The sequence below is a fragment of the Stomatohabitans albus genome, assembly GCF_036336025.1.
Taxonomy (GTDB): Bacteria; Actinomycetota; Nitriliruptoria; order Euzebyales; family Euzebyaceae; genus Stomatohabitans; species Stomatohabitans albus.
In genome coordinates, this window is the sequence record NZ_JAYKKE010000002.1 from 218948 (window position 1) to 244808 (window position 25861).

Annotated in this window: 26 protein-coding genes, 1 tRNA gene, 1 other RNA gene and 1 pseudogene; 14 read left to right on the forward strand and 15 right to left on the reverse strand. The window is 50.7% G+C overall.

From position 1 onward, the window contains the following. Nucleotides 1-41: 41 nt before the first annotated feature. From VCU37_RS05990 to VCU37_RS06020, 7 genes are all read right to left on the reverse strand, one after another. A complete protein-coding gene (locus tag VCU37_RS05990) occupies nucleotides 42-1052 on the reverse strand; it encodes an MDR family oxidoreductase (protein WP_336249726.1) in 1011 nt (336 codons plus the stop codon). Between the two features lie 54 nt (nucleotides 1053-1106). Then, on the reverse strand, nucleotides 1107-2036 hold the full coding sequence (locus tag VCU37_RS05995; RefSeq protein ID WP_336249727.1) for a CPBP family intramembrane glutamic endopeptidase: 930 nt from the start codon (nucleotides 2034-2036) through the stop codon (nucleotides 1107-1109). 11 nt (nucleotides 2037-2047) lie between these two features. Beyond that, nucleotides 2048-2800 carry an ABC transporter permease gene (locus VCU37_RS06000; RefSeq protein WP_336249728.1) on the reverse strand — a complete coding sequence of 251 codons (753 nt, stop codon included), beginning with the start codon at nucleotides 2798-2800 and terminating at the stop codon, nucleotides 2048-2050. Nucleotides 2801-2803: 3 nt separating this feature from the next. Continuing rightward, a complete protein-coding gene (locus VCU37_RS06005) occupies nucleotides 2804-3556 on the reverse strand; it encodes an ABC transporter permease (protein WP_336249729.1) in 753 nt (250 codons plus the stop codon). Continuing rightward, the gene (locus tag VCU37_RS06010) at nucleotides 3553-4452 is read right to left on the reverse strand and encodes an ABC transporter ATP-binding protein (protein ID WP_336249730.1); all 900 of its coding nucleotides are present in this window, start codon (nucleotides 4450-4452) and stop codon (nucleotides 3553-3555) included. The genes VCU37_RS06005 and VCU37_RS06010 overlap by 4 nt, the downstream gene beginning before the upstream one ends. Before the next feature lie 132 nt (nucleotides 4453-4584). Continuing rightward, nucleotides 4585-5367, reverse strand: coding sequence for an ABC transporter permease (locus VCU37_RS06015; protein ID WP_336249731.1), 783 nt, complete (start codon nucleotides 5365-5367; stop codon nucleotides 4585-4587). After that, nucleotides 5357-6334 (reverse strand): ABC transporter ATP-binding protein, encoded by a 978-nt coding sequence (locus tag VCU37_RS06020; RefSeq protein WP_336249732.1) that lies wholly within the window; start codon nucleotides 6332-6334, stop codon nucleotides 5357-5359. The genes VCU37_RS06015 and VCU37_RS06020 overlap by 11 nt, the downstream gene beginning before the upstream one ends. A 90-nt stretch (nucleotides 6335-6424) precedes the next feature. Between VCU37_RS06020 and VCU37_RS06025 the strand changes: the two genes are divergently transcribed. From VCU37_RS06025 to VCU37_RS06035, 3 genes are all read left to right on the forward strand, one after another. After that, complete coding sequence (locus tag VCU37_RS06025; protein ID WP_336249733.1) at nucleotides 6425-7135, forward strand: TetR/AcrR family transcriptional regulator; 711 nt, start codon at nucleotides 6425-6427, stop codon at nucleotides 7133-7135. Nucleotides 7136-7176: 41 nt separating this feature from the next. Then, on the forward strand, nucleotides 7177-7881 hold the full coding sequence (locus VCU37_RS06030; RefSeq protein WP_336249734.1) for a macro domain-containing protein: 705 nt from the start codon (nucleotides 7177-7179) through the stop codon (nucleotides 7879-7881). Between the two features lie 76 nt (nucleotides 7882-7957). Further along, on the forward strand, nucleotides 7958-9178 hold the full coding sequence (locus tag VCU37_RS06035; RefSeq protein ID WP_336249735.1) for an MFS transporter: 1221 nt from the start codon (nucleotides 7958-7960) through the stop codon (nucleotides 9176-9178). Nucleotides 9179-9240: 62 nt separating this feature from the next. On the opposite strand, the gene VCU37_RS06040 is transcribed toward VCU37_RS06035, so the two are convergent. After that, nucleotides 9241-9558: a GlsB/YeaQ/YmgE family stress response membrane protein gene (locus VCU37_RS06040; RefSeq protein ID WP_418896465.1), complete on the reverse strand. Its 318-nt coding sequence runs from the start codon at nucleotides 9556-9558 to the stop codon at nucleotides 9241-9243. A gap of 654 nt (nucleotides 9559-10212) precedes the next feature. Then, nucleotides 10213-10285, reverse strand: a tRNA-Val gene (locus VCU37_RS06045). Nucleotides 10286-10313: 28 nt separating this feature from the next. On the opposite strand from VCU37_RS06045, the gene VCU37_RS06050 reads away from it, so the two are divergent. Next, nucleotides 10314-10901 carry a TMEM165/GDT1 family protein gene (locus VCU37_RS06050; RefSeq protein WP_336249736.1) on the forward strand — a complete coding sequence of 196 codons (588 nt, stop codon included), beginning with the start codon at nucleotides 10314-10316 and terminating at the stop codon, nucleotides 10899-10901. A gap of 132 nt (nucleotides 10902-11033) precedes the next feature. Continuing rightward, on the forward strand, nucleotides 11034-13886 hold the full coding sequence (locus VCU37_RS06055) for a VanW family protein (protein WP_336249737.1): 2853 nt from the start codon (nucleotides 11034-11036) through the stop codon (nucleotides 13884-13886). Nucleotides 13887-13947: 61 nt separating this feature from the next. Here VCU37_RS06055 and VCU37_RS06060 read toward each other — a convergent pair whose 3' ends face one another. After that, entirely contained in the window at nucleotides 13948-14814 is an 867-nt protein-coding gene (locus VCU37_RS06060) for a diacylglycerol/lipid kinase family protein (protein WP_336249738.1), read from the reverse strand. Between the two features lie 118 nt (nucleotides 14815-14932). Here VCU37_RS06060 and fbaA point away from each other — a divergent pair, with 118 nt between their 5' ends. Continuing rightward, a complete protein-coding gene (fbaA, locus tag VCU37_RS06065) occupies nucleotides 14933-15961 on the forward strand; it encodes a class II fructose-bisphosphate aldolase (protein WP_336249739.1) in 1029 nt (342 codons plus the stop codon). A gap of 103 nt (nucleotides 15962-16064) precedes the next feature. Next, on the forward strand, nucleotides 16065-16511 hold the full coding sequence (locus VCU37_RS06070) for an ArsR/SmtB family transcription factor (protein ID WP_336249740.1): 447 nt from the start codon (nucleotides 16065-16067) through the stop codon (nucleotides 16509-16511). A gap of 126 nt (nucleotides 16512-16637) precedes the next feature. On the opposite strand, the gene VCU37_RS06075 is transcribed toward VCU37_RS06070, so the two are convergent. Then, nucleotides 16638-16775, reverse strand: coding sequence for a hypothetical protein (locus VCU37_RS06075; protein ID WP_336249741.1), 138 nt, complete (start codon nucleotides 16773-16775; stop codon nucleotides 16638-16640). A 145-nt stretch (nucleotides 16776-16920) separates the two neighbouring features. Next, nucleotides 16921-17538: a class I SAM-dependent methyltransferase gene (locus VCU37_RS06080; RefSeq protein ID WP_336249742.1), complete on the reverse strand. Its 618-nt coding sequence runs from the start codon at nucleotides 17536-17538 to the stop codon at nucleotides 16921-16923. Nucleotides 17539-17609: 71 nt separating this feature from the next. Here VCU37_RS06080 and VCU37_RS06085 point away from each other — a divergent pair, with 71 nt between their 5' ends. The 6 genes from VCU37_RS06085 (at nucleotide 17610) to rnpB (ending at nucleotide 21705) form a co-directional block, all read left to right on the forward strand. Then, nucleotides 17610-18122, forward strand: coding sequence for a DUF305 domain-containing protein (locus VCU37_RS06085; protein WP_336249743.1), 513 nt, complete (start codon nucleotides 17610-17612; stop codon nucleotides 18120-18122). Between the two features lie 5 nt (nucleotides 18123-18127). Further along, a complete protein-coding gene (gene surE, locus VCU37_RS06090) occupies nucleotides 18128-18943 on the forward strand; it encodes a 5'/3'-nucleotidase SurE (protein WP_336249744.1) in 816 nt (271 codons plus the stop codon). A 19-nt stretch (nucleotides 18944-18962) separates the two neighbouring features. Further along, nucleotides 18963-19775 carry a Nif3-like dinuclear metal center hexameric protein gene (locus tag VCU37_RS06095; RefSeq protein ID WP_336249745.1) on the forward strand — a complete coding sequence of 271 codons (813 nt, stop codon included), beginning with the start codon at nucleotides 18963-18965 and terminating at the stop codon, nucleotides 19773-19775. Nucleotides 19776-19786: 11 nt separating this feature from the next. Continuing rightward, a complete protein-coding gene (locus tag VCU37_RS06100; RefSeq protein WP_336249746.1) occupies nucleotides 19787-20524 on the forward strand; it encodes a zinc ribbon domain-containing protein in 738 nt (245 codons plus the stop codon). A 16-nt stretch (nucleotides 20525-20540) separates the two neighbouring features. Continuing rightward, complete coding sequence (locus tag VCU37_RS06105) at nucleotides 20541-21332, forward strand: 2-keto-4-pentenoate hydratase (protein ID WP_336249747.1); 792 nt, start codon at nucleotides 20541-20543, stop codon at nucleotides 21330-21332. A 24-nt stretch (nucleotides 21333-21356) separates the two neighbouring features. Then, nucleotides 21357-21705: RNase P RNA component class A (rnpB, locus tag VCU37_RS06110), an RNA gene on the forward strand. 70 nt (nucleotides 21706-21775) lie between these two features. On the opposite strand, the pseudogene serB reads toward rnpB, so the two are convergent. Next, a pseudogene (gene serB, locus VCU37_RS09345) lies at nucleotides 21776-22567 on the reverse strand (phosphoserine phosphatase SerB); the annotation flags it as partial. Between the two features lie 58 nt (nucleotides 22568-22625). Here serB and VCU37_RS06120 point away from each other — a divergent pair. After that, nucleotides 22626-23804 (forward strand): MarP family serine protease, encoded by a 1179-nt coding sequence (locus tag VCU37_RS06120; protein WP_336249749.1) that lies wholly within the window; start codon nucleotides 22626-22628, stop codon nucleotides 23802-23804. A gap of 43 nt (nucleotides 23805-23847) precedes the next feature. On the opposite strand, the gene VCU37_RS06125 is transcribed toward VCU37_RS06120, so the two are convergent. After that, a complete protein-coding gene (locus VCU37_RS06125) occupies nucleotides 23848-24417 on the reverse strand; it encodes an NYN domain-containing protein (protein ID WP_336249750.1) in 570 nt (189 codons plus the stop codon). Then, nucleotides 24410-25780, reverse strand: coding sequence for a class II 3-deoxy-7-phosphoheptulonate synthase (locus VCU37_RS06130; protein WP_336249751.1), 1371 nt, complete (start codon nucleotides 25778-25780; stop codon nucleotides 24410-24412). The genes VCU37_RS06125 and VCU37_RS06130 overlap by 8 nt, the downstream gene beginning before the upstream one ends. Nucleotides 25781-25861: the final 81 nt, after the last annotated feature.

The window sequence follows — 25861 nt, forward strand, 5'->3', positions numbered from 1 at the left end:
CATGAGGCATGGTTGTCGTACACGCCACATGGCCTGGTTATCTACAGGGCGTTGACATCGACGATGATGCGGCCATGATGCTTCCCATCTAAGAGCTCGTGGGCGGTGTCTATCGCTTGGCTGAGCGGAACGGTGGTTGTCAGCTTATCGAGTTGGGCGGTGTCAACAGTGTCGGCCAATAGTGTCCATGCCTGTATGCGTGCCGGGTATGCGGTCATGACCGAGTCAATACCGGCGAGGGTGACCCCACGCAAGATGAATGGCATGACCGTTGTTGATAATGCGGCACTTGCGGCCAATCCACAGGTGGTCACGGTGCCACCATAGATTGTTTGGGCGAGGGCATTGTGCAAGATCGTTCCACCCACCGTGTCAAGTACACCAGCCCAGCGTGTTTGTTGTAACGGGGGGCCATCATTCGTGAGTTCATCACGACCAATGACTTGGGATGCCCCCAAGCCTTCCAAATAGGCGCCATACTGTGTAGCCCGTCCGGTAAGGGCAGCAACCGAATGGCCAAGGGCGTTTAACACCATAATGGCGATGGATCCCACCCCACCAGTCGCGCCGGTTACGAGTACGGGTCGGTCGTTGCTACTGGATAAGCCTGCGGCCTGAAGGCGAGCAATGGAGAGGGCAGCCGTATAGCCGGCCGTACCGATTGCGGCAGCCTGTGCTAGGGAGAATTGGTCTGGAATACGAATGAGATAGTCACCAGATACCACCGCACGTTGGGCAAGTCCTCCATGCTGCGTTTCAGATAGCCCAGTGCCATTCAGTACAACACGATCACCAGGTTTCCACCGAGAATCTGTTGATGACTGGACCACTCCGACAACATCAATCCCCGCAACGAGGGGGAAGGCTTTTACGACCCGAGGCTGTCCGGTTAGCACGAGGGCATCTTTGTAGTTAATGGTCGAATAGGCTACATCAATGACTACAGGCCCCGGCATAAAGAACGACTCGTTCACATCCTCAAGTTCCACCAGATTTGGGGTCGCCGGAGACGTCGATGATGCTGGTTGACGAATAATGATGGTACGTGCCATGCCATTACGGTAGCGCAATGTGTGGGGCACCAAGTGGGGCGTTCATGGGATTCCCTAGCCGCCAACACCCTCCTCTTGAATCGGAAATTGCTCAGTACGTTGAAAACGAGGGATGAGCCACGCCGCGAGGAGCACAAATGGGAGTGAAACAATAAGACCGCTGATACCTGGGCCAAAGATTCTGTGCGGCAAATCATTGGTTGCAATGATTACCGGAAAGCCACCAACTGCATTGATCGTCCCGTGCCCGAGGGCAGCCGGCCAGATGGTGCCAGAACGCTCGGTGAGATAGGAGAGGAACGTCCCCGCACCGAAACAAAACACACTCATGACAATGATTCCTAGCCAGGGGTATCCGGGGTACTCGGTTGCGTAATTGTGGCCCATGGTGTTAATCGGGGTATGCCAGAATCCCCAAATGACGCCCATGATTAGGTGGGCGTAGCGCGGGCGTAGCCGTTCAGCGAGCGCTGGATATAAAAAGCCGCGCCACCCGAGTTCCTCACCAAGCGCTGGCAAGGTATTAATGATTGGGGCAATGAAAACACCGCTTACCAACGAAATACCGACGATACTGGGAATTGCTTCATCAGGGACAGTCTCACTCGGTAACTGAAGTGATTGACGCATACCGCTCAGCGAGAGGTCGAGATCGTGTGGGAGCAGAAGGAAAAACCCGAGGGCCCCGAGCAGGACACAACCGATCGGAACAAGCCATGCGGCGAGATAGACCTTCCAGCGGTTACGAATATGAAATTGAAGCGAAGGTGTAAGTACCCGCTTGCGTTTGTTGGAGAGCCAAAGCACAAGTACACCTAACGCAGGTGACCACATTGCCATCACTGAGGTGATGAATGCCAGTGAAGATACGAACGATGGGTCCTGGTTATTCTTCGTAACGACATAAAGCAGTAGCCATACTGCCCAAGCACCACCAAAAGCTACCGAGAGAAAAACAATGATTTGCCTTGTTGAGTACGACATGGGAGCAGGCCTTACCGTCTATTTAAGTGGTCTTTCAAAGGTGATGTGAGTATATACAAGATAAAGAAAACTGTAAATAGTATTATTGATATAAGTACTAATAATATATTGTTTTGGATATGACTGACAATATCAATACTGGTATTATATTGAGCTGGAATTGACTCTGAAATAAGTGACTGAGGGATAATAAAACGAATAGGATAGCTTGACGGTATCTCCTGAATCCAATAACTTAATGCACATCCAAATGTACAAAGAACGATTGGATTAAATGGATTGGTAAACCAAAATGATAGCCAGAGCTGAAATATGACGAGTGGAAGACTATTGAATAGCATAAGAACAGCTATATTTAAAACATTTAAGTCAAGTATTCCTTCAAAATGAAATAGCAGCTTACCAACACTGATTATACCTACAATGAGTAATCCCTGAATATTTAGGCAAAGAAGTATTACTACAAAAAGTTTTGCGGCTACTAATTGAATAAATGTCTGTGAGGAAGTACGTATAAATGTCCAATTTGGCCCATTGATTTCCATTGCCAGAATTGCTGCCGAAAGGGAAGCAATTCCAATAGGGTAAACATAGTAAATATGTGCGCGCAACGTCATTGCCGTTAACGATTCCCAGGAGAGAGGAGTGTTGGCTGAAATATGAAGGGCAGTGTAGGTACCAATAGCTACCGCGATTAATGGCGTTAGGATGGTAATAACCCACAGGGGAGAGCGATTAAGCTTAAGTAATTCTGCACGTAACATCAGCTACTTCCTTTTTCTAGCAAACTGATGAATCCCAATTGAGTAGACCGCAAGAGAAACTAGTAAAAACCCAATGGGATACCAAAGAGAAGGCCAATAGTAGTCCAGGTGATTGCCAAGGTAGGCAACATGGGCAATAAGAGTGTAATACCCCCACGGCGTGAGTGTCGCTATAACTGAAGTATTACTCATCAACATAGCGCCTAAAAAGGAACCAAGTACAGCAAGACCTACGCTGAGTAATTGATTCTTGACGACAGATGATAGATAAATATGTAAGGCCATAAAGCCTATATCTACCGTGATGAGTAATCCTGAATACGAAAACCAGTGGGCAAGACTGAGCGGTCCATTGAGATGGGCGAGATAGCCAATACCAAGAATAAGGAGTGTTTGTAATAAAATAGTTGGAATAATCAGGAGGACAAGCATTAAGAGCTTGGCACTACACATCCGTTCAACAGTTATTCCTATTGAGCGACCCATATTCCAACCATGTGAGTTGTGTTCGATGTCAACCTGGCGACTCACAATGGTTGCAACCATAATTGGTGAGATCATGGTGGCTATAAAGGTGTAATCAAGTAGCAAATCTGCCCAAGTCGTCGTGCGTGTAACGTGCTCGTCAATTTGAAGCCCTGACGTTACGATGCCTGCACAGCTCAGGATGGCAATAATTGCAATCGCTGAGAGAAGAAACCGAATATGACGAAGGCGTTTAATTTTATGAAACTCGATGATTAAGGCATGGGTCATTGTGCTGCTCCGTCAGGAGTGAGGTTAACAAATACCTCTTCTAAACTGCGCGGGACCCGACGAACTTCATAAATCGGGATACCAGCGAGTGCAAGCCGTTGGATCACCTTGGCGCTTTCTACATGGGACACTTTACGAACCATGATTCCCCCAGGGATGGGAATAGCCCCAGTGATCTGTGATACAGCTCCGGTTCGGTCCGGTGTCTCAATCACCAAATCTGGAGCGGTATGGGTTTCTAATGCGTCACGAGTGCCTTCGAATAACAACTTCCCATCATCAATAATCCCGACGACATGGGCCATGTTGTCGACCTCATCAAGTTTGTGGCCGGTAACCAGCACAGTGGTACCTCGGCTCGCTAATTGACTGAGCAACAGGCGTATCTCTTCAATACCGGCAACATCAAGTCCATTGGTCGGTTCATCAAGAATGATGAGTTCAGGGTTTCGGGCCAGCACCATCGCAATCCCGAGGCGCTGGCGCATACCTAACGAATAGGTCCGGATTAATTTGTCTCGATGAGGAGTCAGGCGAACCATATCTAACGCCCGGTCCACTTGGCGTTTAGTAAGCCCCAACATATCTTGCACGATGTGCATATTTTCCGAGGCAGTGAGATGGTTATACCCAGGTGGTCCATCAACCATCGCCCCAATCCGGTTGACCAACTGCTTTGCATTATGGCGGTTCATCGGTGTACCCAGCACGTCTACCTGGCCACTCGTGGGGGGAAGCAGCCCAAGAATCATACGAATAAGCGTTGACTTACCCGCATCCTTTGGGCCAATGAGGCCATATACCGTTCCGGTTGGTACGGTCATCGACACCGAATCGACAACTTTTCTGTTCTTAAATTGTTTTGTCAGCGCATGAGTGCTAATCGCGTGAGCCATAGCAGAACCTCATCTCTCGCGTTTAAAAAGGTCCGACTATTGAGCATACGTCACACGTTGACAGAAACTCACATCTTGAGCGCACGTTCATGTGGTCAGCAATATCATGCTGACCACGGGCGATTGTGCAGGTTACTGACGTCGTACCAAGATGCGCGAAGCAATTACCAGCCCGATGAGTGTCCAGATACCAAGTATGGCAATGTCACGTAGCTCGAGAGGGTATTGGACCGGAAGGAGGGCTGAACGAATAAGGTCGCCGGCAGCTTGGAAGGGAAGCCATAGGTGAACGGTTTGGAACCAGGAAGGTAACGCAGATGGTGGAAAACTTATAGGAGAGAAGAGCATCACGAAAAAGGCAAGCAGTTGACTTACCACCATGGCGATCATCCGAGGACACGCCATCGCAACGGCGTAGCCGATTGCCGTTGACATGAGGGCAACCAAGACGGCGGAAATGAAGAGGAGCGGCCAGTCAATCGGAAATACAAATCCGTAATAGAGCTGTCCCGTTACGATCCCCATGGCAACGCCTGGAAGGGTTATGAATAGCCATACGGTGAAATCACAACAAAGCAGCAACATTCTTGGGATTGGAAGAGCGCGCTGGTAGTCAAGGAGTCCATTGGCACGGGCTTCACTGAGTGCTTGGGGTACCACCACAAAGCCGACCAGTGACAACATGACAGTTGGTGCACCGCTAGACAAAAACATGGCAGTTTGAAGGTCCAACGATGGAATCAGGAGGCCAAATCCAACAATGATCGAAATGCCCATCAGCATTTGGACCGCAATAATCAAAGGAAGTGCTGGTCTGGTACTGATGAAACTCCATTGCAAGAGAGTCAGATATGTACGGATGGGACTTGTCCGAACAGGATCTGGTGAAGGCATGGGTGCGAGTTCATACGACATCAGGTACCTCGGTTTCTGTCATTGCAGTACGTTTCGTTAATTCGATGTAGACGTCCTCAAGACCAACTGGTGCAATCGAAAAGTGGTCAATTGTGTTTGCTCCCTGTTGGTGCTGGGCCCAATGAATCGCAGTGTTGATCTCCTCGGCGCCGAATTGGAGGTAGGCACGACGGCCAACCGTGACACGATGAATGATTGGAAACGGGATGGCCTGGTCATTTGCCGTGGGATCTTCAAGTGAGTTTCTCAAGGCGAGTTCGAGCCGAAAGTGATCGCCGTGCTTGTGACGAAGAACTTCAGGTGAGTCATGTACAAGCACGCGCCCATGGTCCAAAATGATCAGGTCATCGACCACCCGTTCGGCCTCTATGACGTTATGGGTAACAACAAGGACGGCCGTCCCTGAATCTGCCTTTTTCCGCACAATATTCCACAATTTTCGACGGCGGCTGGCGTCAACATCATTTGTAGGTTCATCAAGAATGAGTAAGGGTGTTCGGGCAATCGTTGCCATGGCGAAGGCCGTTAACCGACGAACACCCCCTGATAGCCCCTTGCCTTCTGGAAATGCACGTTGTCGCGACCACGCAGTGATATCGAGTGCCTCCATAAGTGCGTGAGCATCACGTTTCGCCTCCAAGGGTGACAGCCCATAGAGTCGTCCAGCGATTTCAATCGCCTCACGAGGATTCAACCCATCTATGGGGGCTTGGCTTTGCGGTTGTAATGCCGTCAATTCACGTGCTCGGGCTGGATGTGCAATGGCGTCAACACCGGCAACAACAATCGAACCAGCGTGTGGTTTGAGAAGGCCAACGATTTGAGAAACGAGCGTTGTCTTACCGGCTCCATTGTGGCCAAGAAGGCCGAGGATCTGTCCGGGATAGATCTGAAAGCTAATCCCATCATTTGCGACCACCGATTTAAATCGCCTGGTCAACTGTGATATGTCAAGTACTGGTTGCATCGTAGACTCCAGTAGAGATTCCAACGGTATCTAAATACTAATACAATTTATATACCGATGGTATTTAAATTGTATTAGTACTATAGGTTCATGGTTGATTTCCCACGAGCTCGGGTGGCCAAACAGCGAAAAAGTCACGCTCAAAAGAAGAACGAAACCCAACAGGCACTACTGCTCGCGGCATTGGACATATTCAGCCGAGAGGGGTATCACCGTGCCACCCTGGATGCGATTGCTGATATCGCGGGGTATTCGAAGGGTGCCATTTATGCCAATTACTCCAATAAAGCAGAGCTTTTTCTGGCGGTTATGGAGTTTTTGAACGATGACGATTGCGAACAGATTGTCCAAGAACATGTTGATGAACATGAATTTGAGGGGCTCGAGACAGACGACGACATTCGTTCTTACGCCAAGGGCCTTGTTGAAGGTATTGGTCTAGCCTCTCTTGAGTTCATGACGGTGGCCATCCGCGATGAATCACTGAAAAAGCGGCTTGCACAACGAATGAGTGACAATATCGAAATCGTTATCCCTGATGTACAAGAGTGGCGATCGGATCGTGATCCGCTAACCGATAAGCAGATCGCCTATCTCATGGGCGCATTTGAGCTTGGGTTTAACGTGCTTGCACTTTTGGGCGTTCCAGATATCCATACAACCCTCAATGAAGTTGGATTGGCACGTCTCGCTAATCCTCGTCAAGCCGCTGATCAACCGATCCCAAAGGGGCTTGAGCTGCCAATGATGACACAAGTTGAACAAATTGAGGCCTTTATTAGAAGTTATCTAGGCCGGTGATTTACGCTCTCCTTAGCGCGTCATCACGTTAAGGAGGCCGTGTGACTCATCAACTCGAACTTGAGGACTATCGGGATCTCATCAATCTTGACACGCCGGTTGTGCGTGAACCAGGATCGGTCTACGGCATTGACCCGATGGGTCTACCTACGATTGCGGACAGCTTTGCTAAGACTCCTTATCCATCAGCTCCATCCACGAGTCTCTGGCAGGGCGATATCACCACGCTCGCCGCCGATGCCATCGTGAACGCGGCCAATGCAGGGCTACGAGGATGTTCCATCCCAAACCACCCGTGTATTGATTGGGCTATTACACAACGGGCCGGCCATCAGATCATCGCCGATTGCCAGCGCATCATCCAGCGTCAAGGGCACCCAGAAGTAGCTGGCCAGGCGAAGATTACGCGTGGCTATAACCTTCCATCTCGGTTTGTCCTCCATACGGTTGGCCCCATCGTACGTGGAGAACTCACCCCAGCGCACGAAGATGCATTGGCGTCGTGCTACTGGGCTTGTCTCGAACTTGCCGCTGAGGTGGGATATATACGTCATGTGGCTTTTTGTGCTATCAGCACGGGTGTTTTTGGGTACCCCAAGCGTGAGGCAGCAGTCGTGGCACTCCAAACAGTCAATGAATGGCTACAAACCCATCAGGGTGTGATGGACAGAGTGATCTTTAACGTATTCTCACACGATGATCGACGGGTATACGAACGTGCGATTCGCGCTTGGCATGATGACTAGGTAGCAATCTAGATTTTGCCGGCCACCTTGTGACATACTCTGCGTTTACCAACGTTGTGGAAGGTATGTCTCAACAATGACAACGAAACGTGCTACAAGCGCCCAGGTGAAAACAATCTTGGCCATTGTGTTTCTGTCCAATATGGCCCAAATGACCCTTAGCCCAGTAATTCCACCCCTTTCACGTGAATTGAAACTAGAAGAGTGGCACATCGGGCTCATGATCAGTATCGCAGCTTTGATGGTTGTAGCTACGAGCCAGTTTTGGGGTCGTCGCTCACAGTCTCATGGTCGACGACCGGTCCTCATTACAGCACTCGTGGGGCTAGTGGTTGCAATGATCTGTTTCACCGGTTTTAGTGCGGCCGGCATGAGTGGGTTATTGACCGGCATACCGTTGCTACTTGGATTGCTTATAACGCGTGGGTTCTTGTTCGGTGGTTCACTTGCCGGCGTTGTGCCGACAGCTCAAGCCTTTATTGCCAATGTCACAACGACTGAAACAGCCCGTGTGAAGGGTATGGCAGGCATCGGGTCGGCGCAGGGGTTAGCTCTGGTTGTGGGTTCAGTTGTGGGTGGTGTACTGGCAAAATTTGGACTCTTAGTTTCTATTGGTGCAGTACCGTTTCTCCTTCTCGGTGCGCTTGGGTTGGCTTTTTTTGTACTCCAACCAGAAGAACGTACCGCGCTTATACAAGACCCTCCCCGTATCAGCCCTTTGGATCACCGTGTCACCCCCTTTTTGCTGGCAGGGTTCGCCATGTTTATGGCATTAGGCTTCATCCAGTTTTTGGCAGGCTTTCTCATCCAAGACCGCTATGGGCTCGATGGAGAAACGACAGGTCTCATGACTGGACTCACGGTGTTATGTGCCGGAGTAATGATGATTATTTCCCAAGCCATGATCGTGCCACGGTCAAACTGGTCGCCGACTACGCTCTTACGGGTTGGGATCGGGATTGGGTTAATTGGGTGCGTGGGCTTTGCCCTCCATGGGCCGATCTGGCTCCTTATGGCTTCTGTAGGGGTCATCGGAGGCGGCATCGGGATGGCGATGCCTGGCTACACTGCGGGACCGTCGCTGTTACTCACCCAAGAAGAGCAAGGCAGTCTGGCCGGACTGATTGCGGCGACCAATGCGTTGACCTTTGTTATCGCACCGATTGCGAGCACATCGCTATACGGCATTTGGCCGGACTTACCTGCCTATATCGGTGTGGGCATCATGGTATTGGCATTAGTCCTCGTATTGTTCCACCCACGGTTCTCACACATGCCCACTGCACCCCGGGAATAGTTCAGGGTAGTGGTGCACAAAAGCCCGTACCGATCCGGTACGGGCTCACTTCATGAGAAGATTTATGCTTTCTTACCTTTGAAGAAGCTGTAGACGTATGAAACGATTACACCACCAACAATTGCTGAAATCCAGGTTGGAATACTGAAGAAACCTGTGTTTACATCAATGTGAAAGAGCGTGGAGCTCAACCAACCGCCTACGAGTGCACCAACAACACCAAGAATCAGAGAAATAACCCAACCCCCTTCAATACGTCCTGGTGCAATAGAGCGAACAATCGAACCGGCAATAAGGCCGAGGACAATCCAAGCAAGAAAACCCATGATGAGTCCTTTCAATAACGAGTGGATACGGACATCTTCGTCAGGTTTGTGCATACCCGAGGGCTGAACGATAACGATCTGTCCTGGTCAATTCCGATGAGGAATATACCGAGCATTGTACTGGGGTTATCAAACGCGCTATCAGGGATACCTCCCCCTATTACGACAGAAAGTGGCAGAAGGGAACATTTTGGTGCTTGCTAGGAATGATAATTATGAAAGAAAATACTCTAATTGCTTGAATTATATGACATTACAGAATCCATACGTAATCGCATTAATGTCTATATGTTATTTCTCATACCTAAATAGTAAATCCCTGTAAGGGGAGTGCATACCCTCATTCCTCGCACGACAATGACAAAGATTGTTTGCAGCATGTCTAGGGGAGTGAAATAAGAAAAGAGAACATTTCTGTTTTGTTCACTTGTACTCGAGAGTGAAAGTTGAGTTGTGTACTTCGGTAGCGAGGATGGCTCCGGCTTCTCTTACCCACAACTGTGCGCATTACAACGTTCACCACGAGGACGACGGAGTGTTTTGGGTGTCGAGAATGTCGGTGAACCTCCTCCACTGCCCATCCAACCCAGCACGTTACGCAATGATCTTGCTGTGACGATAGCGATGCCCTCACCTGGGCCAAAGACAGCAGCTAGGCCCGAACTGAAACCATCAACGATGGCAAGGGTTTGAGCCTTGTGCGTGGCGTGGGCGGTGAGGGGCTCGAACCCCCGACCCCTTCGGTGTAAACGAAGTGCTCTCCCAGCTGAGCTAACCGCCCGGGCTGAGAAAGAGTACCCTGTTTTTTTGTGTCTGCTTTTTTTACTGCATTAGTTCTTGTCTTTCTTGCTGAGCTGGGGGACAAGACACAGCTCATTGTGTTGAGTCACGGCAGTGGACGAAAAGCTCTACCAACCCTATTCGGTCTTTTAGTTACGATTGCGATTCTCATGGGGCTCGCGGTCACCGTTGGTGGAGTGATTCACACAATCATTCCACCAACCATCGGACCCCTATCACGCGATCAGATACTCGGTATCATCGCCGGTGCTATTTTTCTTGTCTTTGCCGTCATCACGTGGCGAGATATCGGGGAGGAAGATGATGATGCGGATACCCCTCCGGTAAGCCTATTCGCCTTCCTCACGATGTTTTTTGTGGCAGAACTCATTGACAAGTCATCACTCTCTGCAGCCACACTGGCGACGTCAGGGCATCCGGTTTGGATATGGGCAGGGGCTACGGTCGGCGAATTTGGTGCAGTCTTACTGAGCTATGTCGCCGGAAATGCCCTCCGGCGTTTGATTAGTGCCAAGCAGATGCAGCAGTTGGGTGCATTTGCGTTCCTTGTGGTTGGGGTAGCCATGATCACAACCGCCCTATGGCAACAGAGCTAGATAGCAGTGAGTAATATTTCCTAATTAATATTCGAAATGGAAAAACGTGCAGATTAGCGGCCAGGTTCATAGTCCAATCGGTCAAGTCTGATACATTGCAGAGCGTGATTGAACAAAAAGGGGACGTCTCTAATGGATGAGCTTTTGACCTATACAGAAGGTGATGGAATAACTGCTGAAGGTGATTCCATTCCCTCTGGAGAGGTGCTCTCGGAAGGTCCTGTGCTCATCGGGCCAATTGATTTACCAAAAGTTGACGAACTGTATTCAGCGCAACGAGAAGATCCAGATCATGATGCTGGTGATAGCACCTCGGCCGGCGTGAGTCAGGATACTCAGCCTGATGATCGCTCAGTATCAGAATCCTCAGGTGAGGACGAACCTGACCTGTCTGATGAGGGCGATGAAGGCGACGGTAGTGAAACTCAAGACGAGTCAGTACAAACCGGTGATGGTGTCGTCGTTGCCACGGATAGCACTACCACGCCATCAAATAGTGATCATGATGACCCTCTCGATCAAACAAATGCCAGCTCAGATACGGTGCAAGCTGCTGAAGACGGAACCACGACAACCCAGAAGAACAACGGTGGGCAATCATCACAACTGGATGGGATAACGGCCAATGATTCTGATAACGCAGTATCACCATCTGATGCAGAACCCGCCGAGGGGTCTCAGGTCGTTGAAAGCTATGAACGAGATGAGTCTTCCGATGAGTCGGTAGCAGGCAACGATCAATACGCGGAGTTTGTCGATAATTTTTGGTCACCGACCCAGTACACCGAACACGACACCTCGGCACGTGTTGTACGCACTGCTTCAGTTGTTGTTGGCGGCGTTCTTCTCGCTGTGGCCGGTATCGCGCTCGTACTCCCAGTGTTTGGAGTGCCAGATGGCACAACACTTGCGGGTATTCCCGTCACGACTGAAGAAGACGGCCCCAACGCAATCAAGACATTACAAAATCAACTCAACCAGACCTCGTTTTCAATCACGAATCAGCGCGGGGAGGTTGTTACCAAATCAGGTGAAGAGCTTGGCCTCACTGTAGATGAGGTCAACACAACCAAAGGATTAAACTCCTGGATCAATCGCTCTGGTGTTTGGATTCAACGGTTGGCTGGTGAGGTCACATTGCCAGTCGTGATTAGTGGTGGCAATACTGAGAAGCTTGCTGATACGGCGAAACAAATCACACTGAATATCAAAGAACCAGAAGTCACGTTAACACCGACAGGAGCCCAGTCAACTCCTGGGGTCGATGGGTATGAGACTGATGCCGAGATGTTGGTTGCAGGCTTGAAAGACACCATTGCGAACGTGAGTAGTCAACGTGGGAATTGGTCGTCAACGCCCATTGAGGTTGTTACCCAAGGCCGCACGATGCCACCGAAGATCTCTCCGGTTGATGTTGACGCAGTCACTCAGGAATGGAACCACATCCTTAATACCCCTATCACGCTTACCAAAGCGCTGAATGAACCGGTTCCTGCTCCCACAGTTGATCCAAGTGCGTCAGGTTCAGCAAGTGAGGGTCCATCAGCATCGTCATCTGCTTCTACACGCGCCAGTGAGCGAGGTGTGCAACGTGATAAATCGGCTGAGGATGAGGGAAAGGAACGTCCAAGTTCAGGGGCATCCACTGGAGACGGTGCGAGTGAACGGTCAGCCAATCCCTCGGCGTCTGCTTCTAACAAGACGGCATCGTTGGATGAATTATCAATTCCTACTTTGGGCGACATCACGCTTGTGAATCACCTAGCCTCATCCAACCCACTGCCTCTCTTAGCCCAAGCCGACCAGTCAGATCAACCAGAAGCAAGTACCGCGAGTCCATCCAGTACAACCGATGCTGCGAGCAAACATGAAGGTGACGAGGGCGGCGACACGGTAGAAGAGGGTGAAGGTGAATCGCAGGCTGGAGAGGTAAATGTTCAGGATGAACAAACCCCACGAGTTACTGGCCAATCCGATGATGACCTCCAACTGTCTCCCGAAGACAAACTTGCCATTAGTAGGGTTGTTCCCGATCCGACCGCAGAAGCAGGGAGTCGGCTGAAGCTTCAAGTCAGCATGGATGCCATTCCAGAATCACTCCAGAATTATTTTGCGGCGCATACCGTCACTAAAGGCCTGAAAGCCCATATCGAAGGTGAGCAAGACCCTCCGTCAAAGGCATCGCCAACTGACGAGAGTATGCATGATGCCTCACGAGTCACCGGTACCGTGGTGGTTGATTCAATGGAAGATGGGTTTGTTCCCGACGAGGAAGCAACGCTCAATGCCCTGTTAGCTGCGGCAAAGGGAGAAGGCGGCACCGTCAACCTCATTGGACTTGAAGATAAGGTGTCTAGTCCTGAAAGTCTGGGTATTAAAGAACCAATCAGTACATTTACGTCTTATTTCCCGGCCGGTCAAAGTCGCGTGAAGAATATCCATCGCATTGCTGACCTTGTTGACGGCGTTGTGGTTGGGCCTGGACAAAGTTTCGAATTGAACAAACACGTCGGACGGCGTACCCGGAAAAATGGGTTTACAGACGGGGGCGCGATCCAAGAAGGCCAGATGGTGCGTGAAGTTGGGGGTGGTGTGAGCCAGTTCGCAACGACATTCTTCAATGCGGCGTGGTTCTCTGGTGTACTCATTCCCCAGCACAAAGCACACAGCCAGTATTTCTCTCGTTACCCGGCTGGTCGTGAAGCAACGCTGAACTATCCCGGTGTAAACCTTGAGATTACGAACGATACGCCCTACGCAATCCTGGTTGATACGAGTCACACATCTAATTCTGTGACGGTCACATTTTGGTCCACAAAGTTTTGGGATGTAGAGAGCGAACGCAGTAAATGCCTATGCGTTCCTCATGCTGCGTTCCCTGTGACGTGGACGCGTACTCGCACAAATCCTGATGGTAAGAGTGAAAAATGGACGGTGACGACGTACTACCAGGCACCGAAACCAAAGAAAAAAGATGATGATTAGATCTGGTACCCAGTGCATGACGGGCAGCGGCATAGCGGTCCATCATGCACTGGGTAGGCGTTTAGCTGCGTTGTTTACGAGGGGCTAAGACCCGCAGGGCATGGGGAAGGACCTTCACCGTTTTTGGGGGCCGTATTACTTCGCCATCAGCGGATGCAGGTTCGTGCCATACCTGAACTTGGGCTTCTTTAACCTGCATGTGATGCACACTAGGATGTTCTAACAGCTTTTTAGCGGGGATTCGCCAAAGTGCAGACAATAACGATGCCTTCGGTAACGGGTCTGTCCACAGTAGATCCATTAGTCCATCATCAATTCTGGCTGGTGGGCAGACGGTGAGGCCATTGCCCAGATTGGGGAGGTTCGATAGGGTCGCGAGCCAGGTTCGTCCATTCACAACCACTCCTTGATCAGTTGTGATGCGAACCCGTGGCGCGGTCGTGAACATGGACATTGCCAGTCCCCACATGTATTGGGTACCCGCTGGAAAGAATCCAGGGGAAGTATTCGCCAAGTGCGCAGTTTGGGCGATCAGGGCATAACTCACCGCACAGGTAACGATGCGATTATCGGCTGATATCACATCCATGGGTCGTTCGTGGTAGTGGCGGGCCCGCTTTGCCACAGCGATGGGGTCAGTGCCCATCCCAAGTGCACGGCAAACATCGTTACCACTTCCTCCAGGTAATGGAAGGAAAAGTGACTGTGTTTGTACGGCTTGGCCTGCAATAGCGGCGACCATTCCATCCCCCCCAAGTACGGCTACCGTGTCATCCGGTCCAAATGTCCCAGCTAAGGCCACAGCTTCATCGAGACTGGGTGAAATGTGCACCTTGGTATCTGCACCAAGTAAACGTCCCACACGAGTGGACATAGCCATTGAACGGCCGCGACCGGCAGCCGGATTCACGAGAAGGTGAATAGTCATTGTCAAAGCATAATCGGGTCGAACAACTCGGCCTGCGCTATTGTTCATAACTAACGGCTCTTAGGGCCTCTTCATTGAAAACCAAGAAGGGTTTTCAACCGATCCAAAGGACAACTCCATGCCTCTCGCAACCCCGGATAAGTATCTAGAAATGTTGGATGCTGCCAAGAACGGTGGCTTCGCCCATCCCGCGTTTAACGTGACGAGCTCCCAATCCATCAATGCGGTACTTCTTGCGTGTGCAGAAGCTGAATCAGACGCCATTCTCCAGGTGTCTAACGGTGGGGCTGCCTACTTCAGTGGGCAGGCAGTAAACAATCGTGTGACGGGTTCTGTCGCAATGGCCGAGTTTATTCGTGCTGTTGCTGATCAGTACTCAATTAATGTGGCGATTCACACGGATCACTGCCCCAAGAATTTGCTTGATGAATGGGTCCGCCCGCTGATTAAGATCAGTGCCGACCGTGTCGCTGCTGGTGAGGACCCATTATTCAATAGTCATATGTGGGATGGCAGTGCGGTACCTGTTGATGAAAACCTTGAGATTGCCGCCGACCTCCTCGCTCAAACAAAGCAAAACCGTCAAGTACTCGAGATTGAAGTTGGTGTCGTAGGCGGTGAAGAGGACGGTATCAAAGGTGATACCTCCGACAAAGAGAAGATGTATTCCACCGTTGAAGACGGAATGAAGACCGTTGAACGGCTTGGAACCGGAGAGCAGGGCCGCTACATCACCGCGTTAACATTTGGAAATGTCCATGGGGTATATAAGCCTGGCAATGTGGTGCTGCGCCCAGAGATTCTCAAAGAAATTCAGGACGCTGTTGGGGCAAAGGTCGGTAAAGACCAGCCATTCGATCTGGTATTCCACGGTGGTTCTGGCTCCACGGATCAGGAGATCCTTGATGCAGTCAGCTTTGGTGTCATCAAGATGAATATCGACACCGATACGCAGTATGCCTTTAGCCGTCCGGTTGCAGACCATATGTTTACCAACTACGACGGCGTACTAAAGGTTGATGGGGAAGTGGGGAATAAGAAGGTTTACGATCCGCGTTCTTGGGGCAAGAAAGCCGAACGCGGTATGGCTGACCGCGTAAAAGAAGCCCTTGACATCCTTGGGGCAACCGGCAAGTCGGTAAAATAACGTATTCTTTTTCGCCATCCTTGCGCACAGGCTTGTCCTGTGCGCAAGTATTTTGACAGCGATACTAGGCTGAATGTAGAGGACGATACAGAGTAGGTGAAATGTGTTGGTAGACCACCCAGACCATGTTGTTCGTGATCATACCCATGACCATGATGAACATGCCGATTCAGTCGCACCATTTGCGAATCCGTATGACTATGAAATTGTCACCGGTATGTTTCGGGCATTGTCAAACCCCGTTCGTGCTGCGATTTTGCATCGTATCGCACACGCTCCCCATACCGTAACCGAACTTGTGGAATGTATGGAACTGAGCCAACCAATGGTCAGTCAGCACCTAAAAGTGTTGCGCGATGCAACGGTTGTAAAAGCTGAACGTTGTGGCCGCACTATGGTCTACACGGTGGCTGATGAGCACGTCTGTCGTGTATTCCGCCTTGCGCTTGAACACGCTGTTGAAGACCAGCCGTACCCACCCCAAACCGAGGCGGTGCATCAGGATTTGCACTATCACCACCAACACGGGAAACGGGTAGCGACTCCGTAACACTGACAATAGATAAGAACTAGGACTTGACATATGCGTAAGGTTGCATGTATTGTTCAGTACAACGTATGCAGATAACTGCATATTTTGAATCAATACCAAAGGACCTGCTGATGAGCACACATGTCATTCACGAAGATCACACCCACGTTCATGGACCAGATTGTGGACATGAAACTGTCCAACATGGGGACCACATTGACTACTTGCACGATGGTCACGTCCACCACCAGCATGAAGGTCATGTTGATGAACACTGCGCATGTTCAAATTGCGATGATACGTGCATGACCTGTACCTGCGACAATTGCACGTGCCCAGCATGTGAGCACTAGACGTACAAATATCTTCAGCGCAGCATTACGGTATCGTGATGCTGCGCTGTCGTATAGGGGGAATGAGTTGGAGCCTAGTGCTTGGACGCAATCACAATGACGAAGTCACTGTCGGGCCCAAAGGGGCGCATATCCCAAGTGCCAAGGACTACATCAATAGCAAAACCAATCGACCGCATATCCTCAATGATTGATTCAGCTGACCATCCACGGGCAGGCTGATGGCCAGTAATGAGACGGCCTTGCGGTGCTAAATGTTGAAAGAGTCGGGTCAAAACTTCCATACGGGTGTCTGGGTGTAAGAAGGTCATGACATTACCGACTGAATAAATCACATCGAATGGCTCCTCATCGCTGAGGTCTAATACTGCTAAATCCTGTGTTATCCAGCGAGCATTGGGGTGGCGGGCTTGTGCCGTTTCAATGAGTGCGGGGTCACCATCAACCCCAACAACGGTGTGGCCACGATCAGCGAGCCAGCCCCCATGACGACCTGGACCACAACCGGCATCCATGATGCGTGCCTGGCGTGGAGCCAGGGCATCGACGAATCGTGCTTCACCGAGTAAATCTCGGCCTTCGGCGGCCATCCGGTCAAAGCGGTCGATATACCACTGGCTATGACCAGGGTTTTGTTCCAACATTTGGGTCCAGCCACTGGGGGGCGGGGTGGGATTTTGTGCAGTTGTCATTGTCCTATCATGCCAACCACATCGTTTTGTGACAGGGTAGGCTGCAGACGAATTCACTTAAGGAGATTCACATGCGAACCCCCGCGTTACTTGCAGTACTGCTAGCTGGTGTATTAATGGCTTGTTCAGGTACAGATATGACAACGTTAAGTGAGTCTGATCAAGCTTTCTTGCGGTCTGTTCAAGACCAAGCCGTTCAGGCTCCTGAATCCATTCTCTCCAATGAAGAAGTGGATCCTGCGGTTAAAGATCTTGTTAAAGAAGTTCAGCGGTCTGGCGATCAGCTTGCCGTTCAAGGGAAACATCTGATCGGAGATGTAAGCCAAACGGTCGAGGATAACCCATCGGCAAAGGCATTGATTGATCAGGCTCAAGAGGCTATTGACAAGAGTGATGCAAAAGCTCAAGCACGAGCCTGGATTCAAGCAGCCATTCATCAACGTGAAGCCTTAATCAAGGCCGCTCAGGTACAAATTGACACGGGTACCAATCCTGAGGTCATCAAACTGGCTGAAAACGTGAAGAAAGAACAAGGAGCGCTTATCCAAGAACTCCGTACCCGACTTGAACAGTTATCGAAATAGGTTATATGTCACAACACAAACCACTTATCCTTGTCTCAAATGATGACGGTATTGACGCTCCAGGGCTCTATGCTGCGGTTAAAGGGGCAAGTGCCCTTGGAACCGTTGTCGTCAGTGCCCCAGCTCACCAACAGTCTGGGGTTGGGCGAGGATTACAACGCGGACCTGATGTAGGCACCACACAGGTAACGAATAGGTTTGAACAATTTGACAAAGTCGAGCGGGCTCAAGCCGTTATTGGTTCGCCCGCGCAAGCTGTGCATGTTGCCATCCTTGGATATTTAAAAGGGCGAATGCCAGATCTGGTTATTACCGGGGTGAATTTGGGCTATAACGTCGGATCCGGTATTCCGGCTTCGGGAACGGTTGGTGCTGCCCAAGAAGCATGGAGCCTATTTGGCATTCCAGCCCTTGCGGTGAGCAGCCAAACCCTGGACCATTTTGGTGATGGCTCAGAGATTGATTGGGATGCGTGCGCTGAGGTCGTTGCTCATTGGGGTGCATTCATCCTTGAACATGGGTTACCTGAACAGGTAGCTCTGCTTAACGTCAATATTCCTATCGGGGCAACCTTGTCTACTACACCGATGCGACGCACCATTGTCAGTTATGAATGTGACTGGAAATATGTTGATGCCAACGGGGGGCGAATTAGTCCTGCAACTGATCTCAGAATAATTGATAACCCCCACGAAGAACGATTCGAACCTGATAGTGATATTCGAGCGGTCCGTGATGGTGTGATTAGTGTGAGTCCGCTCCGGGCACAACTTGCAACAAGATCAGCTTGGGATGTCTTTGATCGTGCTATTGGTCACTGACGTGCACTAGGCTACAACCATGACTGCTGAAACAGTTTCGGATTGGGTTCGCCTTCTCGACCAGCTTTATCCTCCAGCGCATGCCCAAGATTGGGATTCCCCTGGCCTCCAAGTTGGCAATCCTGATGCCGCAGTACATGCCGTGAGCGTTGCACTCGATGTCACCGAAGCGGTCATCCTTGAAGCGGTCGAACACGGTTGTAACCTGATTATCGCCCATCACCCCCTGCTGTTTCGCCCACTACCAAGCCTTAGTCCCAATAGTGCATCGGGTCGCCTAGCTCTCTTAGCGGCAGAACGTGGTGTGGCTATTTTTGCTGCCCATACCAATTTTGATGCCAGGCCAGATACCACCAGTTGGACCGCGTTAAACACGCTTGGTATCACGACAAGTCATCCCATTGGCGGTGATGATCATGAACGGTCACTCGGATTACTTGGCACGCTCCCTCAACCTGAACCACTTATTGATGTGTTTATGAAGGTTCGTAACCAACTTCCAAGCCCGCATGCTCGTTTGGGAACACAAGACCCACACCGCTTGGTGCAACACATCGCTTGTGTTGGTGGCTCTGGTGCAAGTCTGGCCGAACAAGCTCGTAACGCGGGTGCGGATGTGTTTATTACGGGTGACGTTAGTCATCATGAGGCGCTTGATGCGATCACAATGGGGCTTGCCATTATTGACGCAGGACACTACGGCACAGAATCTCCTGCGATGGCAACCATGATCGATCACCTTCGCCATCATGGACCCTCCTATGGTTGCCATGCTCGCGTGTTGGCGTCCTCAATTTGTACCGATCCCTGGTCGACAACTCCAGCTCTGTAAAAGGAACAACTATGCGTGTTACTCCTCAACAACAACGTTCCCTCGCCCATTTATCGACCATTGATGAGCGACTTCGCAGGCTCAATCACACCCGTGATCACCTCGAAGCCCAACAGCGCTTGGATGCTCATCAACAACAATTTGACCAGGCAACGAGTGAACTTGTTGACACCGTTGGACAACTAGAAAAGGCCGAAGCTACAAACCGCCGGTTAGAAAATGAGATCAGTGCGGTCACCGCAAGCCAGAAAGCTGCTGATGCGCAGCTGTACTCGGGGGCACTCACAACTGAAAAGCAGGTTCAAGCGGTTAAAGACGAACTGGCTGCAATGAAAAAACGCAAACATGATTTAGAGGATTCGCAACTTGAAACAATGGAAGAGATTGAAGGGCTTGAAACAACAAAGGCGAAACTGACCGAAACAAGAACCCAACTATCTACTGAAATTGACACATTAACTGGATTGCGGAATGAAGCGAGCGCCGATATTGATGCCGATATCGAAGGGGCTAGGGAACAGCGTGTTCGGGTTGTGGCTGAACTCACCGAAGAGATCATTACCGAATATGAGCGCCATGCCAAACGGAGTAGGGGACCGGTTGTGGCGAGTTTAGATAATAGAACCTGTCTAGGGTGTCATATGGAGCTGCCAGGTGTCGATATAGAGGAACTACGGCAAGGTATGCGTGACGGTGAGCTTGTGGCGTGCCCTGAATGTGACACCTTGCTCGTACCGGCTCCCGATTAGTTTCTCGACAACCCCTATGGCTGAACTTCTTCCCCACCATCGTCGTGCTGCGCTTGCATTGAACGCGGCTGTACTGCACCATCGCATTGCCTCGCTAAGTCAAGATGAGCTTGGCGATATGGATATTGAGCAGGGCAGAATAATTGTGGCCGATAACACGGCTCGTTGGTTGCAACGTGGACTGACCTTGGGTGGTTGGGCAGCTAATTTGATGAATCCCTCCTGTCGGGATGCATACGGTTTACACGAACCAATTGTTGGTGCGGTGATGGCTAATACGGTGGTCGATGACGGGCAAACGATCGATTTAAGTCGCTTCCATGCGCCAACTATTGGGGGTGGGTTGGTCTTTCGTATGAATATGGATCTCCCCACTAGAGAAAGCACCACCGTGGATATTCGTCGAAGTGTGTCTGCGGTGTTGGCGGCACTCATTATCTACGACAGTCGCCTCGAAGTATCTGCGAACGGCATTGCCCTCCAAGCGGATAACGGTGGATTCGGTGGGGCGGTTATTGCAGCGCGGGGTAAAGCCCTGACCAAAGTGGATGTGAAATCTGCGGTCGCCACCCTCATCCACAACGGCAAAGAAATGGGGAGTGGCGCTGGAAAAAGTTTGATGGGTGATCCTGTCGAAGCCGCCGCTTGGATCGTCAATGTAGTTTGTGCGATGGGGTATTCCATCAGGGAAGGTCAAGAACTTATCTTGGGGACCTGTACACCTATTCAACCCCTACGTACCGGCACATGGCGAGTAAGTATCCCAATGGTAGGAGATGTGTCGTTAACGGTCACACAGAATACATAAGCTCCTGTCTATACTCGGAGTTGAGGAGTTGGGTGGACGACCGCGGCAGAGATGCTGAGGAAAGTCCGGACTTCATAGGGCAACCTGCTGGGTAATACCCAGTCACAGCGATGTGAGGCAAGTGCAACAGAAAGCAAACCGCCAACGGCCAAGGTGATTGGTGCGGGTAAGGGTGAAAGGGTGCGGTAAGAGCGCACCGGCGTTCGTGGTGACATGAGCGGCCAGGTGTACCCCAGGTGAAGCAAGGCCAAGCAGATATCACAGCGGCCCGTTGCATGATATCGGGTAGGCCGCATGAGGTTTACGGTAACGTAAATCCCAGGTAGATGGTCGTCTTAAATGACAGAATCCGGCTTATAGCCCAGCTCCTCATCTCCTATACCTAATAGTGCAGCGACAAGGGTAAGGTCGGGGTCGTTCAACGCCATATCTGCATTGGCTTGAACAACTGGCTTGGCGTTATAGGCGATACCGGTTCCGACCGATCCCATCATCAATAAATCGTTGGCCCCGTCACCGACCGCAGCAGCCTCACCTGGACTAATGCCGAGGGTTTGGCATGTTTCTAGGACATGGGCACGTTTTGCTTCACCGTTAATGATCTCGCCAATGACCTTACCAGTGAGGGTGCCATCAATGATTTCGAGTTGGTTTGAAAAACAGGCGGTCATACCTAAGGCCTTGGCCAGTGGCGCAGTAACCGTACTGAAACCGCCAGAAACCATCATGGTCGCAACACCAGCGGTGTGCAGTATGGCCATTAATTCATATGCACCCGGATTCAATGGCAGGGTGTCATGGATGGTTGTTAAAACTGTGGCAGGACACCCCGCAAGAAGCGCAACACGTTCACGTAAGGATGCATTGAAATCTAATTGACCTTCCATTGCCGCCTGGGTTACCGCGGCCACCTGGGCACCAACGCCCCAGTGGGCGGCAATCATATCAATGACCTCACCATTGACGAGGGTGGAATCAACATCGAATGCAACGAGACGGACCGCGGTTGCTGGAGTGAGCACATAGCGGCCACGCCCATCTCCGATACTGTTTGACAGCAGCTTGGTAACATCACTCCGTACTTGTGTTGTTACCCCTTCAATGACACTCGTGGAGGCTAGCTTGCGGTGGTTAAGGTAAAGATTATTCACCTGTTGACTGGCAAGTTTCGCTAAAGAATCTCGGTCAGAACCGTAAAATACGATGCGTGTTTGCGGTCGTGTGGGCTGATTCATAGAGCTGGGAGCCTAACAGGATGCGGTACGCATTGAAACTTAGGGCAGACTATGAGGGGTGAATGTTGTTGATATTGTCTTGGCACTAGTGCTGCTCCTTGCCGCCTATGCTGGCTTTCGCCGCGGTGCCTTCAGTCAAATTATTGCAGTGTCAGGCGCACTTATTGGTCTCTGGTGTGCCGCGCAATATGGTACCCAGTTGACCGTTCAGATCGTTGAAACGCCGGGGTTATCACGCGGACTTGTCACCCTGGCCATTGCCTGTGCCTTGATCGGAATAGGGTATGCCATCGCTTCAATCATTGGCGATGCGGTGAGCCGCACTGCAGCCAATACCTGGCTTGCACCGATAGACCGTGTTGGTGGGCTAGTTACGGGGTTACTCCAAGGCCTCATAGGGGTATGGCTGGTGGGTGCAATCTTGGCCTATGGTCCGGTTGTGGGGGTCGCTGATGCCTTCCAACACTCCATGGTTGCCGGATATGTCCAACGCCTCTTTCCCACTCCACCGCAAATTGTTGGCCGATTGACGACATTTCTCGACACACGAGGATTTACCCAGGCGTATGCCGATGTGGGCGCACAGGTTGTTCCACCAGAATTAAATGAACGACCCACCTCAGCAACCGTTGGCCTTGCTGAAAGTGCAGGACGGGCGTCCGTTGTGCGCGTTACGGCTTCAGGATGTCGCTTGACTAGTCATGGGAGCGGCGTTGCCGTGGAAGAAGGGCTCATCGTTACGAATGCGCATGTTGTTGCCGGCGCTAGCGAGATTGTCATTAATGACGTGTCTGGAGAACATGTCGCCAGTGTTGTTGCATTTGATCCACTCCGTGACGTGGCCGTTCTTGATTCCCCTGAAAGCAAAGCCGCCGTGATTCCTTGGACGGAACAGCCAGTCGAGCGCGGTGCATTTGGTGCCACATTAGGGTTTCCAGCAGGTGCTGAAACCGTTACCGTTCGGCCAGCAGGCGTACGCGACCACCTCCAAGCGCAGGGTTATGACATCTACGGACAAACGGTTGTCACCCGCGACATTTTAGCCCTATCAAGTGGGGTACGAATGGGTGACTCAGGTGGTCCCGTTGTCCTTGATGACGGTTCCTTGGCCGGCATTGTCTTTGCGGCAGCTACTTCGGATCCTGATGTCGGGTATGCCTTAAGTAAGGATGAAGTATTGCCAGTTATTGAACGTGCTGGGATTGATCCGGTACATACCGGTAGTTGCCGGTACTAAAACAAAAATCCCCCGCCATCGCGGGGGATTAATGACCAAGAACTTATAGATACGAGGATGGATCAAACTCTTCTAAATCAATAACACGTACCCGTGGTAATTCCACATCAAATGCACCTACATCATTTTCAAGGTCAAATATTTGTAGCCCTAAAGGCTGTAAGTGGACATACGCTGAGGACACGAACTCATTGAAACCAACGATGGAAACATCATGGTTATTACCAAGCAGATCTTTCACAATGTCGGCGTATCCACCATCGTGAGAAACTAAAATGACATGTCCCTCACCCTGGTCAAAAATGCCAGTCAATGTACGTAAGATCCCAATATCTACTACTTGTTCATTGATATTCCCGGTGCCTTTAAGTGGTACAACAGTGAACCCTAGTGCGGTCAGCGCTTTTACAAATGCAATAGGTAAGAGTTCATCCGATGGGGAATGAAGGAAGAACAGACCGCTGACCTCAGCATCGGGGTACAGCTCACGAGCATGCGCTAAAACATAATGCCAACGAGGACGGTCTTCTGGGTTGGGCCGTCGTTCAAGGATCTTGCCAAGCGTGGCATCGATATTTTCACCATCAATGAGTACATAAACTTTTTTAGACAATATTTCTCCTGCGTTGCAAAATTTCTGCAATACGGAAGGCCAGTTCAAGACTTTGGGCGTTGTTGAGCCTTGGGTCACACGCGCTTTCATAGCGTCGAGAGAGATCAAGGTCTGCAATATCTTGATCCCCTCCGAGGCACTCAGTTACATCTTCACCGGTAAGTTCCATATGGACCCCACCGGGAACAGTTCCGACTGCATCATGTGCTGCGAAGAAACCGACGATTTCATCAAGCACATCATCGAAACGTCGTGTTTTGTACCCACTTTCACTGGTAATCGTATTGCCGTGACAGGGATCGGTGATCCAAGTCACAGTCTTATTGGCTTCCTTAACAGCAGCCAATAGCGGCGGAAGAGCATCACGGATTGCAGATGCTCCCATACGAGTGATTAACGTCAAGCGGCCCGGTTCATTATCCGGGTTTAAGACGGAAATGAGGTCGAGTAACTCGTTCGGTTCCATCCGGTTACTCACCTTAACCCCGATTGGGTTACGGACACCACTTAAGAAATGGATATGAGCGTGGTCCAATTGGCGCGTCCGTTCGCCGACCCACAACATATGGGCACTACAGTCATACCAATCACCCGAGGTTGAATCTAGGCGGGTTAGCGCCTCTTCGTACCCGAGCAAGAGTGCTTCGTGACTGGTAAAAAACTGTGTTGCCCGTAATTTTTCACTGTTCTCAGCATTAATACCTATTGCATGTAAGAAGTCAAGCGCTGACTGAATGTGGTCAGCCATCAGTTCGTAGCGTTTACCCTGGGGGCTATCAGCTACAAATTCACGATTCCACTGATGGACTCGATTCAAGTCGGCATATCCACCACCCACAAGGGCGCGAATTAGGTTCAATGACGTTGCCGAATGATGGTAGACCCCCAACAGACGATCTGGATCTGGAATCCGGTCTTCTTCGGTGAAGGCCAGACCGTTGACCGCATCTCCGCGATAGGACGGAAGCGTCACACCGTCCACCGTTTCTGTTTCTGAAGAACGTGGCTTTGCAAACTGACCGGCGATACGTCCAATCTTTATCACCGGCATTTTTGCGCCATAGGTCAACACCGTTGACATTTGCAAAAGTACTTTGATTTTTTCTCGTGTATTAGTTGCTGTATCAGCAGCAAACGTTTCTGCACAATCACCACCTTGGAGTACAAAGGCCTCTCCGCGCCCAGCCTTAGCCATCCCAGCCGTAAGGGTTCGTGCTTCACCGGCAAACACAAGTGGTGGTTCACTTGCAAGTTGAGTGAGCACGCGGTTGAGATGGTCTTCGTCTGGCCAAGAAGGTTCTTGTTGAACCGGCAAGCTCCTCCACGATGATGGAGTCCAAGGAGTTGACGCGAAATCGTGCATTCTATACAGGTTAGCGGCCCCTTCAGGCCTTCCTAGTGAAAACAAAACAAACCTCCAAGAATGGAGGTTTGTATGCATGAA